The organism is Neobacillus sp. DHD-1R (assembly GCF_057747995.1).
Genome location: NZ_CM173232.1, coordinates 3,015,794 through 3,031,905, shown reverse-complemented (window position 1 = coordinate 3,031,905; position 16,112 = coordinate 3,015,794). Strand labels below are relative to the sequence as shown.

General features: G+C 39.1%; 15 protein-coding genes. 10 read left to right on the top strand and 5 right to left on the bottom strand.

Annotation, left to right across the window (positions count from 1 at the left end; genetic code table 11):
• Window positions 1–40: 40 nt before the first annotated feature.
• A complete protein-coding gene (locus tag AC3ANL_RS14670; RefSeq protein WP_488325175.1) occupies window positions 41–427 on the bottom strand; it encodes a hypothetical protein in 387 nt (128 codons plus the stop codon).
• 221 nt (window positions 428–648) lie between these two features.
• Between AC3ANL_RS14670 and AC3ANL_RS14665 the strand changes: the two genes are divergently transcribed.
• Window positions 649–933: a DUF3219 family protein gene (locus AC3ANL_RS14665; protein ID WP_488325174.1), complete on the top strand. Its 285-nt coding sequence runs from the start codon at window positions 649–651 to the stop codon at window positions 931–933.
• A 16-nt stretch (window positions 934–949) separates the two neighbouring features.
• Window positions 950–1,963 carry an LLM class flavin-dependent oxidoreductase gene (locus AC3ANL_RS14660; protein ID WP_488325173.1) on the top strand — a complete coding sequence of 338 codons (1,014 nt, stop codon included), beginning with the start codon at window positions 950–952 and terminating at the stop codon, window positions 1,961–1,963.
• Window positions 1,964–1,993: 30 nt separating this feature from the next.
• Here the strand turns inward: AC3ANL_RS14660 and AC3ANL_RS14655 are convergent, their stop codons facing one another.
• Window positions 1,994–3,157, bottom strand: a complete 1,164-nt coding sequence (locus AC3ANL_RS14655; RefSeq protein WP_488325172.1) for a glycosyl hydrolase family 18 protein — start codon at window positions 3,155–3,157, stop codon at window positions 1,994–1,996.
• A gap of 201 nt (window positions 3,158–3,358) precedes the next feature.
• On the opposite strand from AC3ANL_RS14655, the gene trhO reads away from it, so the two are divergent.
• From trhO to AC3ANL_RS14620, 7 genes are all read left to right on the top strand, one after another.
• Window positions 3,359–4,318 carry an oxygen-dependent tRNA uridine(34) hydroxylase TrhO gene (trhO, locus tag AC3ANL_RS14650; protein ID WP_488325171.1) on the top strand — a complete coding sequence of 320 codons (960 nt, stop codon included), beginning with the start codon at window positions 3,359–3,361 and terminating at the stop codon, window positions 4,316–4,318.
• A 160-nt stretch (window positions 4,319–4,478) separates the two neighbouring features.
• Entirely contained in the window at window positions 4,479–6,266 is a 1,788-nt protein-coding gene (gene pepF, locus AC3ANL_RS14645) for an oligoendopeptidase F (protein ID WP_488329732.1), read from the top strand.
• A 160-nt stretch (window positions 6,267–6,426) separates the two neighbouring features.
• Window positions 6,427–7,341, top strand: coding sequence for a hypothetical protein (locus tag AC3ANL_RS14640; RefSeq protein ID WP_488325170.1), 915 nt, complete (start codon window positions 6,427–6,429; stop codon window positions 7,339–7,341).
• Window positions 7,342–7,382: 41 nt separating this feature from the next.
• Window positions 7,383–8,024: a DUF4129 domain-containing protein gene (locus tag AC3ANL_RS14635; protein ID WP_488325169.1), complete on the top strand. Its 642-nt coding sequence runs from the start codon at window positions 7,383–7,385 to the stop codon at window positions 8,022–8,024.
• Window positions 8,021–9,157, top strand: coding sequence for a DUF4350 domain-containing protein (locus tag AC3ANL_RS14630; RefSeq protein WP_488325168.1), 1,137 nt, complete (start codon window positions 8,021–8,023; stop codon window positions 9,155–9,157). The genes AC3ANL_RS14635 and AC3ANL_RS14630 overlap by 4 nt, the downstream gene beginning before the upstream one ends.
• Window positions 9,154–10,083, top strand: a complete 930-nt coding sequence (locus tag AC3ANL_RS14625; RefSeq protein ID WP_488325167.1) for an AAA family ATPase — start codon at window positions 9,154–9,156, stop codon at window positions 10,081–10,083. Before AC3ANL_RS14630 ends, AC3ANL_RS14625 begins: the two co-directional genes overlap by 4 nt.
• Entirely contained in the window at window positions 10,034–11,392 is a 1,359-nt protein-coding gene (locus tag AC3ANL_RS14620; RefSeq protein WP_488325166.1) for a DUF58 domain-containing protein, read from the top strand. The genes AC3ANL_RS14625 and AC3ANL_RS14620 overlap by 50 nt, the downstream gene beginning before the upstream one ends.
• Here AC3ANL_RS14620 and AC3ANL_RS14615 read toward each other — a convergent pair.
• Window positions 11,370–12,350, bottom strand: coding sequence for a stage II sporulation protein M (locus AC3ANL_RS14615; RefSeq protein WP_488325165.1), 981 nt, complete (start codon window positions 12,348–12,350; stop codon window positions 11,370–11,372). The two genes, AC3ANL_RS14620 and AC3ANL_RS14615, sit on opposite strands and share 23 nt — an antisense overlap.
• 117 nt (window positions 12,351–12,467) lie before the next feature.
• Between AC3ANL_RS14615 and AC3ANL_RS14610 the strand changes: the two genes are divergently transcribed.
• The gene (locus AC3ANL_RS14610) at window positions 12,468–13,271 is read left to right on the top strand and encodes an RDD family protein (RefSeq protein WP_488325164.1); all 804 of its coding nucleotides are present in this window, start codon (window positions 12,468–12,470) and stop codon (window positions 13,269–13,271) included.
• Window positions 13,272–13,349: 78 nt separating this feature from the next.
• On the opposite strand, the gene AC3ANL_RS14605 is transcribed toward AC3ANL_RS14610, so the two are convergent.
• Both AC3ANL_RS14605 and AC3ANL_RS14600 read right to left on the bottom strand, forming a co-directional pair.
• Window positions 13,350–14,720 carry an aldehyde dehydrogenase gene (locus AC3ANL_RS14605; protein ID WP_488325163.1) on the bottom strand — a complete coding sequence of 457 codons (1,371 nt, stop codon included), beginning with the start codon at window positions 14,718–14,720 and terminating at the stop codon, window positions 13,350–13,352.
• Window positions 14,721–14,761: 41 nt separating this feature from the next.
• Entirely contained in the window at window positions 14,762–15,961 is a 1,200-nt protein-coding gene (locus AC3ANL_RS14600) for an iron-containing alcohol dehydrogenase (protein WP_488325162.1), read from the bottom strand.
• Window positions 15,962–16,112: the final 151 nt, after the last annotated feature.

The following is a 16,112-nucleotide window of genomic DNA, read 5'->3' as shown; positions in this document are numbered from 1 at the left end:
AAAACTCCCATCCGAATTGGAAGGGAGTTTTTATTTGAAATTATTCTAATTGTGCAGTTCCTACAAAAGCGCCATTTATAAAAACGTATACTTCTCCTACACCATTAGCATCAAAAAATGGTACACCAACCATTGTTACGCCCTCTGCTGGGATTACTACTTCAATGGTATGTGCTCCGTTCCATGTATAACCATTCTTAAGAAGTTCTTGTTTCTGAACTTTAAACTCATCACTACTTAAGAATTTAGCAACAATTTTATTTCTTTCAGCACCTGTTAAAGGTATTAAATCGTGACAGCTGCAATCATCTGGAACTGTAGAAACTGGAGCTGATGTTTCTCCTGCTGCCTTTACACTATTCCCAGTCGTCACAAATAATGATAATGCCACTAACACTCCGCATAATAGGGTTAAAACCTTTTTCATTGATTCTTTCCTCCTTTTATTATATTCCATTACTTAATTCTCTCTTTTTCGACAATCCCCTTCAAAAACCTTGGAAAATTATTCGACAAATACCAAAATTTATGTCAAAATCGTGTCGATTCAGGTGTCAGGCACCAATCAGCTGCTAATTTCTAATAGTTGCATGAGGTTTTTATGAGTGCTATGATTTTTTGAAGGAACTAAATGAAGGAGACGATTCTATGGTATCAGAAATAGTTTTAAATAATACAGTTATTAAAGTAGACCAATATAATGAAGAAAAGATAAATGATTTACATAAAATATCTATCGATTTTAAAGTAACAAGTGAGAACTATCATGATATTACGACCTTACTTTACCAAGGTTCCTTCGATGTAGAAATACCGGAAAGAGACATAGCCTTCAGAGGAACGATTCAACAATATTCCACTTCGATTACAAATCTATATGAAAAGGGCCAGGTCGGAGAATTTAAGATCAGTTTACTTGAAATAAAAAACTAAGAAAGAAGGTGGAGGTGTGAAGTTAAGCATTTTAGATCAATCGCCAATAGCTACTAATCAAACGGCTCGTGATGCCTTGAATGAATCGATGAAGTTAGCCAAAGCGGGAGAAGAGTTAGGTTATAGTCGTTATTGGATTGCAGAACATCATGACTTGCCAGGACTCGCCTGTCCGGCTCCTGAAATCATGTTAAGTTATATTGGTGCCAATACCTCCAAGATTCGAATCGGGTCCGGTGCAGTTTTATTACCGCATTATAAACCCTATAAAGTAGCAGAAGTCTATAATATGTTGGAAACCCTGTTTCCTGGTCGGATAGACATTGGTATTGGTCGAGCACCCGGTGGATCTGCTGAAGCGACCAATGCCTTATCAGATAACTTTTTACAGCAGGTGTGGAAAATGCCGAACTTAGTTCGTGAACTTCTTCATTTTTTAGAGAATGATTTTCCTCCAGATCATGAGTTTGCTAAACTGTCTGCTTCCCCGCTCCCACCAACTCCGCCTGAGCCATGGCTGCTTGGGACAAGTAAAAAAAGTGCTTTACTAGCAGCAGAAAATGGGATGCCTTATGCCTTTGGAAAGTTTATGAGTGAAAATGACGGAGCAGGAATTATTCAACAATATCTAGATACCTTTAAACCCAGAAAACAAGGTCAAATCCCTGAAGTGATTGTAACCGTTTCTGTCATTTGTGCAGAAACTGATGAAAAAGGAGAAGAGATAGCGTTAAGTACACTAATATGGGCATTGCAAAGAGCAAAGGGCGAGGGAAAAGGCGTTCCATCTATTTCAGAGGCTAAAGAATACCATCTTACTGATAAAGAAATAAAAACTATAGAAAAAATGAAAAATAACATGATTATCGGTAATCCTCAAACCGTGCTTCAGAAACTTAATGAAATCCGAAAAAACTATCACGCAGACGAAGTCATGATTGTGACGATTACACACTCACCTGAAGACCGAATCCAATCCTATCAGCTGATCGCTGAAGAAGCAAAAAAGGATGTCTCAAAAGGGGTCTGACCCTTTGTTTTAGACATCCTCTTTTTGATGTTAATTATTCTTAACAGTATAGTATTTTACAGGAGAGTTTGTGGATTTGTTCAATGTCTCAAAAATCGAACTTGTCATGCTGTGATTACCAACAGCATCAAGACCAACTTCCCAGATCATCATCCCGCCGAAGCCCTGGTCGAGTGCTAGATTCGTTTTCTTTTTCATAGTGCCTTCGCCATTATAATAGTAGGTCGTGCCATTCATGTTTACCGTGTCTTTCACGGCATTTGCCGGGTTATTGTTTATAATGGCTCCATAAGATACTTGTTTAATTTTAGGATCCTCTGGCTGGGCATAAAATGGAACGCCTAAGACGAGTTTATTTTTTGGAAGATGATTTGTTTCAAACAAGTTTGCCCAATAATTTACGATTTTCTCTGTAAAGGGATAAGGAGATAAATTGGCTGCATGATAACCGTCATCCCACTGACCGTCATAGGCCATAATATTGACATGGTCGACATCCTGAAACATCGATGGTTCATACACAACAAAACCAATTTCGGTTAACGTAACGGCATGAATTTTAGAATAAACCGCAATTGACAGCTCTTTCTTTTTGGGATGTAGCTGGGCGCTTAGCTCTTTCGTAAAAGCTGCTAAATTTACAGCATCCGCTTTTGAGCGTGGGTGTTCAAAATCAATATCAATGCCATCTAAATTTTCCCGTTCAGCAATACTAGTAAGCTCATGAACTAGCTTTGTTCTGGAAGCAGGATTAGATATTGCCGTTTTAAAATACTCATAGGATTCCCCGCCATTGATGTGAAACCATCCGCCTACCGCTAACATTACTTTCGTGTTATATTTTTTTGCCTTGGAAACGGTAGTCCTAAGATTTTTTAACGCGGAATCACCGTTCAGCAAAATCCCACCATCCTTTGCAGGGTGGGCAAAAGAGAAGATGACATGCGTTAGTTTTGAGTAATCAACGACATTTGGGTCACGAAAATCCTGTACATAACCAATGAGCACCTTTGATGGTACCTTTTCTACCTTAGGTACTTCTTTCGTTTGCGGCTTTATTGCCGACTTAGGTAATTGCTCTATATGAAAAGTTTGATTTTGTGATTTAATAGTGGAGAATTGTACTCCTGTAAAGATCCCGCCGATAAAGGTAATAACTAATACCAAGGCCAGGAGGAGATTACGTTTTTTCATAGGATTGGTTCCTCCTTCATGTTCTTTACCATTAAAAATTGTATCAGATAATTTACGGAAGAACGTATGGTAATATACACCTTTATTATCGCTAATAGCTTATGGCCAAAATAAATTTGAAATGAAATACTAATTTTTGATATAATAATAAGGTTAATGTTAAAAAAGAGTAAATTTTTATAAAGCTTAAGGTGGTTAATGATGAATCAAGAATATAGAGTGTTATTGTATTATAAATATGTTTCTATAGAGAATCCTGAGGAATGTGCTAATGAACACCGTCAATTCTGTACAGATTTGGGCTTAAAAGGACGGATTATCATTGCGGCTGAGGGAATCAATGGTACGGTGTCAGGCACCATCGAACAGACGGATGCATACATGAAATATATGAATGAACATCCACTGTTTGCAGGAACTATTTTTAAAATTGATGAAGCTTCTGAGCATGCTTTCAAAAAAATGAAAGTACGTTTTAGATCCGAACTGGTTACTTTACGTTTAGAGGACGATGTGAATCCAAACGTGTTAACAGGAAAGCATTTGAAACCAAAAGAATTTTTTGCTGAGATGCAAAATGAAGATACCGTTATTATCGATGCACGAAATGATTATGAATATGATTTAGGCCATTTTCGAGGAGCGGTACGCCCAGATATCCTAAATTTCCGCGATTTACCTCAATGGATTAAAGATAATAAACAAGAGTTTGAGGGGAAAAAAATTCTAACGTACTGTACAGGTGGAATTCGTTGTGAAAAATTCTCAGGCTGGCTGCTTAAAGAGGGCTTTGAAGATGTCTCACAGCTGGATGGCGGAATTGTCACGTACGGAAAAGATCCTGAAGTCCAAGGAGAATTATGGGATGGTCAGCTTTATGTGTTTGATGAGCGAATCAGCGTCCCTGTAAACCAAAAAGAGCATATCGTGGTCGGGAAAGATTACTTTACAGGTGAGCCTTGTGAACGCTATGTAAACTGTGCAAATCCTGAATGTAATAAAAAGATCCTTTGTTCCGAAGAAAACGAACACAAACATTTACGGAGCTGTTCACATGAATGTCGAGTTCATCCAAGGAACCGCTATATTGCTGAGCATGGCTTGAGCGAAGAAGAAGTAAACAAAAGATTACAAGCACTGGAAACAGAAGTTACCTTATAAATGGAATGTGGAGGCAGGTCAGGAATAGACCTGCCTTTTGTTGTTTATTCGATTTTAATTTCTTATATAAAAAAGGATAATTATCGTTGAGAATGGAATATACTTGTGAATGTTACCTGTATGAACATTGTGATTAAAAACGTAGAAGGGAGTATATATGATGAAAAACTACACTAACCGAGATGAAGTACCGATTCATGAAAAATGGAATTTAGCCGATATATATATTGATTTCAACAAGTGGGAAGAAGATTACCGGCTGATTGAGCAAATGGCAGCCAATCTAAAGCAATTTGATGGAAAAATTTTTGATGGCCATACTTTGTATCAATATCTTAACCAAAGAGAAGAGCTTTCGTTTTATTTTAACAAGGTCTATGCCTATGCGATGCTAATGGTGGATGAAAATACGAGAGAAACGCGTGCTCAATCATACTTAGACCGAGCAAAACAATTAAGTGTGAAGGTAAGCGCAGCCGCCTCTTTCTTCATGCCTTATTTATTAAGTTTGGATGAAGAGACCTTAAAAAGCTATCTTGCGCAGGAACCCCGACTAGACTACTTCGAAGAGGATCTTTTCGACGCATTCCGATACAAGTTACATGTATTAAGCAAGGAACAGGAAGAAGTCCTCTCTCAATTAGGGGAAGCATTGTCCGTACCAGGGCACACATTTGGTATGATCAATAATGCAGATATTAAATTCGGCAAAGTAAGCAGTGACAATGGTGATCGAGTAGAATTGACGAGGGGCATGTATGCAAAACTGATTGAGGATGAAGACCGTGATAAACGGCGGGAAGCCTATAAAGCGTATTACCAACCCTATATTCAATTGAAAAATTCGATTGCCTCCACACTTTCAGCAGCCATAAAAAATAATGTAACCTTAGCAAAGATTCGTCATTATCCATCTGCGCTTGAAAAAGCATTATTTGGTGATAAAGTACCGAGAGAGGTTTATGAAAATCTTATTCAAGCAACGAAGGATAATATCGCTCCGCTTCACCATTACACACTAATTCGGAAGGAGAAATTGAAGCTCGATGAAATTCGTCAATTTGACATGAGCGTTCCACTCGTCAGCGGTGTCAAACAAGTCATTCCATATGATCAGGCTTTTGAAACGATGCTGAAGGCCTTAGCCCCCTTAGGGGATGAGTATCTTACCATTCTCAAAGAGTTTAAAGAAGCCAGATACATTGATGTCAGGGAAACGCCCGGCAAGCGGTCTGGGGCCTATAATTTGGGTGTCTATGGCGTCCATCCGTTTATTCTGCTAAATCATCAAGATGATTTGGATAGCCTGTTCACATTGGTTCATGAATGCGGACATGGTGTTCATAGCAGATTAAGCTCACAGCATCAGCCGCAAATAACGGCTCGTTATAGCATCTTTGTGGCTGAAGTAGCCTCAACCGTAAACGAGGTCCTGTTAATTAATTATTTATTAAACCATGAAAAGGATACTCAAGTACGAAATCATTTACTGAATCATTTTATTGATCAGTTCAAAGGTACTTTTTTTACGCAAGTGATGTTTGCTGAGTTTGAATTAAAGACACATGAAATGGCGGAAAAGGGACTTCCGTTAAATGTAGACGTGTTTAACCAAACCTATGAGACATTGTTTAGGGAATACAATGGGGATGAAATGGTGTTTGATGAGGAAGTCAAATATGGCTGGTCACGGATTCCCCATTTCTATCGTCCTTTCTACGTTTACAAATATGCAACCGGTTTTGCTTCCGCTATCCATCTAGCCACAAAGATTTTAGAAGGCGATCAACAAACATTGAATACGTATTTGGAATTTCTTAAAAGTGGCAGCTCCGATTATCCACTAGAATTGTTAAAAAAGACTGGGGTCGATTTAACAACACCGTACCCAATTGAAAATTCCCTCAGGCGATTTGCGGAGTTAGTTGAAGAGTTTTCAAAAATATAAAGTGGTGGAAGTATTCAAAATAGACACAGGCCTAAACTCTTTTTTTAGCATGAACAAAGAGTTTAGGTTTTATTTTGCAAATTTCCGATCCAAATATATCAGAATAATGTTAAAATTAACGGTAATAATAACCATTTTTTACATTCTAGGGGGAAGCTTAATGGACACAAAGTTTAACAAGCCAAAAGGGTTTGGCGAAATACTCGATCATACATTTAGTTTGAGTAAAAATCGCTTTAAGGAATTTTTCATGATCTTAATCATATTTATGGGCCCTGTTTTTTTACTGCAGGCGATTATACAACTGGCTTCAGGAACAAGCTTTTTTAGACAAGTTGGAACTGGTGGCGATTGGTTCGAAAAAATGATGTCGAGTTTTGAAGAAACAGGTTCGATTGATGCTAATGGATTGGGTGTTGACATTGGTTTGATCGTCCTCGGTTTAGCCAGTGTTCTGTTATATCCGATCGCTGAAGCCGCAATCTTAATTGCCCTTAATCACATACGAAAAAAAGAGGAATTTACGGTTGGTTTGGTTATAAAACAAGCCTTTGGCCGCTATTGGCCTATCCTTGGAAGCAGTATTTTATTTGGTTTGATTTGTATTGGCATCATCTTAATTCCTATCTTAGTTATTGCCGTTGTTGGTGGCTTCACTGCTGCCACGGTTCATCCTGTTTTAGGAATTTTGTTAGGGGTTCTGTTATTTTTAGGTTTTGCCGTGGGGGTTGGACTTTTACTAACTCGGTGGAGCTTTTATTTTGGATCTGTTGTGCTAGATAAGCAATCTCCTGGTTTTTCCAGAAGCTGGAGACTCTCCAAAAAACGTACTTGGGCGTCGTTTGGTCTTTACATTGTTTTTTATTTGATTATTTCAAGTATCAGTGTGGCAATTGAGTTGTCATTTAGTGCGTTACTTGGGAATAGTGTTTTGTTAAACTTAATTTCTAATATTGTCAGCTTGTTTACCACGATGATTTTTGCGGTTGGCTATGGCGTCATGTATCTTGATTTAAAAACGAGACACGATGCTGATGATTTAAAAGAAATGATTGAGGATTTTAAGACTATTTAGGTCACATTTTTATAAATAACCTATTACGTTAGGTGATGATTATGTTCGATGCAAATAAGGCCCGTGATGACCTTAAAGAAATTTTAAATTCACAAGAATATCAAGTATATGCCGATCACCCCAAAGGATTCATTCAAACATGGTGGGAAAGGGCAAAAGAATGGATAAGCACACAATTGGAAAAATGGTTTCCTAAAATTGAATCGACAAGTACTGCTTCGGAAGTCATTTTAATTGCGATGATCGTGATCATTCTTATTCTATTAGCTATCTCCGCATACTTTCTCATTCGGAATTTAAAACGGAATCAAATCCTTCGAAAGCAAAAACCGCTTCAATCGCTAAAAGAAAGGAATTGGACGTCACAGCGCCATCTAGATGAGGCGGACAAACAGGAATCACTTGGAAACTATGCCGTATCCACCCGGCATCTCTTTTTGGCCCTCCTTCTTTCCTTTCATGAAAAGGGCTGGTTGGAGGCAAGAATATGGAAAACCAATTGGGATTACTTTGATGAGCTCAGAAAAACGAATCAGAGCAATGCCGACCGTTTTTATCATCTTGCCCACTTTTTCGATGAAGTGACATATGGCGAACATCAAGTGCAGCAGGAGGAATATGAATCATTTCGTTCGGATGTACGAAAAATGCTAGCAGAAAGGGGGGAGGAAGGTATTCAATGAAACTTCAATCAAAACTAAGGTCATGGATATGGTTTGTTATCCTGCTTCTCCTTTTTTTAACAATCAGTTACTTTTCCTTTTCAACCAAGGCAAACTATTATCCGGAATATGTTTCCGCTTCTCCTTCCCCTACTGGTGTGAAGGCAATCTATACATATTTACAAAAAGAATCAGAAGTTAAAAGCTGGGATCATTCACCTGTCTTATTGCCAAAATCGGACAAACATCAAATGCTCATTATGGTAGAACCTTCGTTTACCCCGGATAAAGAGGGAATGCAGGGATATGTTGATTTTATGGAAGCAGGGAATACGATTCTATTATTACAAAACAATCCTAAAGGGATGTTTAATGTAAATATTGATTATGTTGAGGAATCCCCATCCTCAAGTGAAAAGTGGAAAAAGGTTTACAATCAGAATCATTCCCCTTTTAGCGCTGAAATTAGTTCGATGACTCGCCTGCAAACCAAGCAGACTGGAGAAATTTTACTCAGTGACCAAGAAGGGACCATTGCCCTTAAACGGATCTTTGGAAAGGGTCAATTAATTGTTGCTATTACACCTGAGTGGTTCACTAATGAAAATCTATTAAAAAAAGATCATCTATCGCTTATTTTTCAACTGCTGAATGAGGGGAAAACAAATATCTATTTATTTGATGAATTTTTACATGGTGCAGAAAATCAGTCCACGATCTTAACCGTTTACCCTAAATGGTTTTTGCTGCTTGTCTTCCAAGGTATGTTAATGATAATGCTCTGGCTCTGGTATAAAGGAAAGCGTTTTGGTCCGTTAATCATACCGCGAGAAGAGTCTGTTCGATTTAGCGATGAGGGAATTCAAGCGATTGCGGCCTGGTACCTGAAAAGCAAACAATATCATGAATCATTACAAATACAAGCGGATTATTTAAAATTATTACTTCAGGAACGCTGGCAGATTCCATACGGTAAGGAATGGAAGGAAATTACTTCTTATTTAGAAAGGAAGTGGATTCACCAGCCCACACGTGAAATAGGCCCTTTTTTAAACGGATTAACTGCCATCCTTGACCAAGAGAAAGTAACTAAACAGGAATACCTATTGTGGTCGAACAAACTCGAGCAATTACGAAAAGAGGTTGAAGCATGAGAACAGAATTAACAACATTTTTAGAAAAGTATGAAGAGAGAATAATAGGGCAAAGCCTTAATTTAAGACTCTTGTTGTCTGCCATTTTAGCGGGGGGACATGTGTTGTTAGAAGGGGTACCTGGTACTGGTAAAACGCAAATGGTACGAACGCTTGCGACCCTGCTTGGCGGCAGCTTTAATCGAATTCAATTCACCCCGGATTTACTGCCAAGTGATATTACAGGAAGTACAATTTACAACATGAAAGAGAGCACCTTTCAAACACTAAAGGGACCGATCTTTACCAATATCCTATTAGCTGATGAAATTAACCGGACACCTGCTAAAACACAGGCAGCCTTATTAGAGGCAATGGAAGAAAAGCAAGTCACGATTCAGGGAGAAACGTATCAACTGCCAGAAGTATTTTTTGTTGTTGCTACCCAAAATCCAATTGAATTTGAAGGTACATATCCATTACCAGAAGCGCAGCAGGATCGATTTTTATTCAAGCTCCATGTTGATTTCCCTTCTTTTGAAGAAGAAAAAAATGTAGTAAAACTGGTCATTGAAAATAGCTTTGAAGAAAATCCGCTTACTTCCATCTTAGAAATGGACACTTTTTTAACGATTAGAAAAGAGATCGAACATGTGACGGTTAGTGAGAGTGTCTTGGATTATCTGCTGCAAATTGTCAGGAAAACCCGTGCTACAGAATCGATTCGCTTTGGCGCCAGTACGAGAGCAGGGATTTCTATAGGAAAAGCGGCACAAGCCTGGGCATACCTTTCCGGCAGGGATTATGTGACGCCGGACGATATAAAAATGGTCGCTAAACCAGCCTTAAGACACCGTGTTCAATTAGCCCCACATATAGAATTGGAGGGAGCAAACGTTGACCAGATCATTGAAGGGCTTGTGGGCTCGGTTCCTGTTCCAAGATAGAGGGATATTACCAACGCCACGACTTTTGCTGTTATTTCTTATCCTCTCGTTAGCCTTATGGATTGGTACGTATTGGGGCATATCATGGAGGTACATCATCGGCGTAAATGGAGTGGTGTTTTTCGCTAGTTTTTTTGATTTGCTTTTTTCACCGAAAAAACAGGAATTATCCTTTCAGCGAACCTTATCTGCTGAATTAGAAAGAGGGATTTCCTATCCGGTTAAGTTAGAAGTAAAAAATACCTCCCAGCATGCTTGTTCCTACCGAGTCATAGACGGGCTGCCACAGTCCTTCCTAACACCGTTCCCTGCTGTGGGAGAGTTACCAAAGGATGCAACTATGGAAATGATCTGTCATACAACGGCTACAGTGAGAGGGAAATACGAAATTAGTAAGCTCTATTTCCGCTATAAGAGTCCACTGGGATTATGGGAAAAGCAAACCACTGTGGACCTATATGATTCAGTGAAGGTCATTCCAGATTTAACCGATACGAAGCAGTATTTAGAAAATGCTCAGCAATTTTTAAAGTATGAGGGTTTAAAAATTCGCAGACAGCGAAGTGGTGTCGGTGATTTTTCCAAAATACGCAGTTATGTAGTTGGGGATGATCCTCGTAAAATTAACTGGCGGCAAACTGCGAAGCTGCAGGAAGTAATGACCAATGATTATGAACCGGAGCATGGAAAATATATTACAATATTAATTGATTGTGGAAGAATGATGGGAGCTGAATTGAAAAAAGGAAACCGATTAGAAAAGGCACTGGAAGCTTCCCTAACCGTTGCAGCAGCAGCGCTCCAAAAAGGAGACTTTGTGTCTGTCCTCGCCTTTTCCAAGGATATCAAAGTGTTTGTCCCCCCAGCAAAGGGGATGGCGCACTTACAGACGATTCTCCATGCCATTTATGATTTGAAAGTAGATGCAGCCGAATCTAATTATGGGGCCGTTTTCCAATATTTAGAATCGATTCAAAAGAAACGAAGTCTTCTTCTTTTGTTCAGTGATGTAAGAACTTTCCTTCATGAGGAAAGTGCATTGGTTTACTTAAAACGGCTCCGCCAGCGCCATTTGTTTTTCATGATTGGGATTGAGGACGAAGCCCTTTTAAAAAGAGTAAAAGAGGAACCTAGGACGGTGAACGCTGCGATGGTGAAGAGTATTGCACAGCAGCAAATCCTGTTCAAGAAGCGGGAAAAAAATAAATGGGAAAAACAAGGCCTCCAAATGATAGAGGCCCGAGAGGAAAAATTAGCTGTAGCTGCGGTATCCCATTATATTGAGATTATGAATCAAAATCTCTTATAGGAGCGAGCTTAGCCAGTTTAAGTCTCCCAATCATGACATAAAGGATAAGCCCAATCACTGTTAAAAATGCTACAATGTATTTTGTTTCTAATGAGATAGCAGCAGGCGTGATAAAGCCTTCGATAATCCCAGCGATCACAAATAAAGGAATGGTACCAAGCAGGAGCTGGACGGACCGCTTTGCTTGTTGTTTTAATTGATAGCCTCTGCTGTATTGGCCTGGAACCAAGAGCTTATAGCCCATTAATAAACCGGCACCGCCAGCGATAAAAATAGCTGTAAGCTCAATCATTCCATGTGGAACGATATAGGCCCAAAAATCATAGGATTTCTCATAATGCCAAAAAAGGGCAGCCAATGCACCAATAATCATTCCATTATAGACCATTAGATAAACGGTCACGAGTCCTAAGGTAATTCCGCCAGCGAAGGCAAAGATGCCAACCTTAATATTGTTTGTCATGATACTAGCAGACATGAGGGACGAGTCCACCGCGCCTGTTCCTTTTCCTAATCGATCCGGGTCAACACCTTGAGCAATTTCCGCTGGAAGGATAGAGTAAAGATGAAGCGGGTCATTCAAAACGGCTAGAAAGCTGCCTAAAGCACCAATGATGAATAAGAACATAGCCACCAGAACAAACTTCCACTGTTCTAGTAAAAGACCAATAAATTTGGTGCTAAAGAAAAAACGAATTTGCTTGAAACTTGACACTTGATCTTTATACAACAGATTATGTGACTTAGAAACAAGCCCATTTAAGTATGGGGTTACTTCCTCATTTGGAAAGTAGGTCTGACTATAAGAAAGATTCTGGGCAGCTTTTAGATAAAGCCGTTGATACTGTGTAATGGTTTCACCTGTAATCATCTTTTTTCGCTTACTGAGAGTTGTCACCAATTGTTCGAGATGGTTCCAATCTTCGCGATGTTTTTTAACAAATTGCTTTACATTCAATTGAACACCTTCTTTAAGGGGAATATGTAATGCTAATCTCTTTATCCTTATTATAGAAAAATAGTAGAAAAATAGAAACAACATTAGAAAAATTCAACAGGTTGATGGGGGAAAACGATGTTTGATGATCAATTGGATATTAAAACACCTGAATATGTTTCGATACAGTTTCAGGTTGCGGGATTAGGCAGTAGAGCGGCTGGGTTTATCATCGATCAGTTACTGCTTTGGATTTTTAATATTTTAATCGTAGCAGTCCTTTTCTTTATTATGGATGGGATGGACTCCAATCCGTTTTTTCTTTTTGATAGTTCACTCCCTATCGCGGTTACGATCATAGGCCTGTTTGTGATTAATTGGGGATACTTTTTTGTGTTTGAATATTTTTCGGGTGGAAGAACGATTGGTAAAAAGCTTGTCGGGATTAGAGTCATTCAAGAAAATGGCCACAGCATCACATTACTTTCAAGCTTTATCCGGAATCTTGTTCGTCTGATTGATTCATTACCAACGGCTTATTTACTAGGAATCCTTATGATCTTTTTCCACTCAAAACATAAACGGCTTGGCGATTTGGTTGCAGGAACGATTGTGGTTCATGAACGAAAAGCGAAACGAAAAAAGAAGCTATCACCGATTGAAAGAGAGATAAACAATCGAGGTCTCCGTAAGGAAGATATCAGTATGGACGACTGGACATTAAAATCATTGGGTAGTAAGGAATGGAAATTAGTCAGTACCTATGCCAGTCGTTTTCATCAATTACCATTGGCAGAACGAAATCACTTGACGAAGCAGATCGCCGAGCTTCTTCTGCCCAACATCGGGCTTGATGTGGAAGAGAATAACGAAAGCGAGCTAGAAAATAAACTCCTTATCTTATATTTAATTCTAAGGGAGGAATGGGAGTTTGAATTATAATAAGAAAAGCGGACAGTGCTAGTTCATTATAACTGTTCGCTTTTTTATTTTGGGGAATTAGATTTCTGCCAAAAACTATTACTTCATAAAAAGCTTAATTTTTTTCAGCCCATTCTTGACGTTTGGGTAGCGGAACGGGATATCAAATAAGGTTGTTTGTTTCAGAACGCTTTTACGATGGGAAAAAGTATCAAAATTCCCTTTACCATGATAGGCGCCGATTCCACTATTTCCAACACCGCCAAAGGGAAGATACGGGGAGGCAAAGTGATAGACGGTGTCGTTCACACAGCCGCCGCCAAAGGAAACGCTGTTTAAAACCTCCTGTTGAATGGTGGTATTTTCCGTAAAGATATAAAGGGCAAGTGGTTTTGGGTGACGATGAATTCCTTCAATCAACTCAGGTACATGGTCGTATTCAAGCACGGGCAGGATGGGTCCAAAAATTTCGTCCTGCATAATCTCATCTTCCCAAGTGATATTAGTTAGCACTGTCGGTTCAATCAATAGTTTTTCTTTACTCACGTTACCACCCATAAATTGGATCCCATTTTCTAAAAAGGAGGTTAATCGATCAAAATGCCTGTCACTTACTATCCGGGTGAAATTCGGATTGTTTAAGACCTGTTGTCCATATAATTCAATCGTTGTTTCCTTAAATTGCTGGAGAAACTGGTCTTTTATGTTTTTATGAATATACAAGTAATCTGGGGCAATACAGGTTTGTCCGGCATTGGTGAATTTCCCCCATGCAATCCGTTTAGCTGCAAGTTTGATATTGGCATCTTCATGAACGATACAAGGGCTTTTTCCTCCCAATTCCAGTGTAACCGGGGTTAAATTCTTAGCAGCTGCTTCCATAATAACTTTTCCAACAGGTACGCTTCCTGTAAAAAAGATATAATCGAATCTTTCATTAAGCAGTGCCTGGCTTGTTTCAACCCCTCCCTGAACAACAGCAATGTACTCCTCGGGGAATATTTCACTAATAAGCTGCCCCAGTAATTCCGATGTTTGAGGCGTTAATTCGGAAGGCTTAATCACGGCACAGTTTCCTGCTGCGATTGCTCCAATTAAGGGAGCCACTGCCAATTGAAACGGATAATTCCATGGCGCGATAATCAAAGCAACCCCATATGGTTCTGAATAAATGAAGCTCCTTGAACCGATATGGGTTACCGGCGTTTTAACCCGTTTTGGCCTTACCCATGAGCGTAAATGTTTAATTGTAAAGCGTAATTCCTCAAGGACAAAACCAATTTCAGAGCTATACGCATCAAATTCTGATTTATTTAAATCTGCTTTTAAGGCTTTCATCAGGACTTTTTCGTTATTTTTAATGGATGTTCGTAATTTTTGGAGTGCCGTGATACGGTAATCTATATCTTTTGTTGTTTCCGATCTAAAAAATGTTTTTTGCTTCGTAATGAGGAAACGATAATCTTCCATTGGTTGAGCCACCTTTTTATCTGCATCATGTATAGAGCGTCCTACTCTTTTATTAGTCCATATAGTTGGAACAAATCCTCTTTATTTAGAATCTTCGGCACTGGATAGAGTGGATTTGCTTCCTTCAAAGCCCGTTCAACCATGACTGGGATATCGCTATCAACGATCCCGCTGATTTTTTTGGGAATTTCCACCCGTTCATTGAGCCTTTTTATTACTTCAATAAATTTTACTGCTTTTTGTTCAGTCGAATCTGCAGGTTCACCAATACCCACTAACTCTGCCAGCTCTGCTAAAGGCTTATGGACGGAATCTCCATAATACTCCAGAACATAAGGCAGGATGACCGCGTTTGCCAGCCCGTGCGGTATGGAATAAAATCCCCCCAGAGTATGGGCAATCGCATGGACATAGCCAACATAGGCACGGGTGAAGGCCATTCCAGCCAGGTAGGCAGCTTTTTGCATATTTGAACGTGCCGATATATTAGTTCCGTTAGAATAGGCTTCTTCCAAATTTTCAAAAATTAGTTTTACTGCTTCAATACTATACCTCGTCGTGTCCTTCGTGTTGCTTCGGCCAATATAGGCTTCCACTGCATGTGTTAAAGCGTCAATTCCAGTTGCTGCAGTGATGTGAGAAGGGAGGTTAACCGTAAGTAAGGGATCCAGGACGGCAAAATGAGGAATAAGTGATGTATCCATTATGGCATATTTCTCATGTGTGATGCTATTTGAGACCACCGCAGCAAGAGTAGCTTCACTTCCAGTCCCAGCTGTAGTAGGAATTGCAAAGAGAGGGGGAAGCTTTTTTATCACCTTTAAAACCCCTTTCATCTGGGGAAGGCTCTTATTCGGTTTTGCCACACGTGCCCCCACACCCTTTGCACAATCCATTGGGGACCCACCCCCAAAAGCAACAATTCCCTGACAATGGTTAGCGATGTACATAGCTAATGCTTCCTCTATATTATTAATAGTGGGATTGGGAACGGTTTTATCATACACAACAAAATGGATTTTTTCAGAATACAAGTCCTCAAGAAATTCATCCATTAATCCAATAGATACAATTCCTTGATCTGTTACAATTAAAACGCTTTCAATTCCTTGCTTTTTAATAAGTTTAGCTAATTCTTTTAAGCTATTTTCACCCTCTAGTAAGGTTGGTTCTCTCCAGGGAAGGAAGTAGGAGGCTGTTTTCATTACTGCTTGAAACGATCTGCAATAAACTCTATACATGACATTACCTCACTTTATTTGAAGAATTGGATGTAGCTTTTACAGAAGTAAATTAATTAAGGATACACAAAAGACCAAAAAAGAGGGGGAAATGATACACAAACCAAAAATATATACAACTTATATAACGTGAAAATTTAAAAAAAGTCAA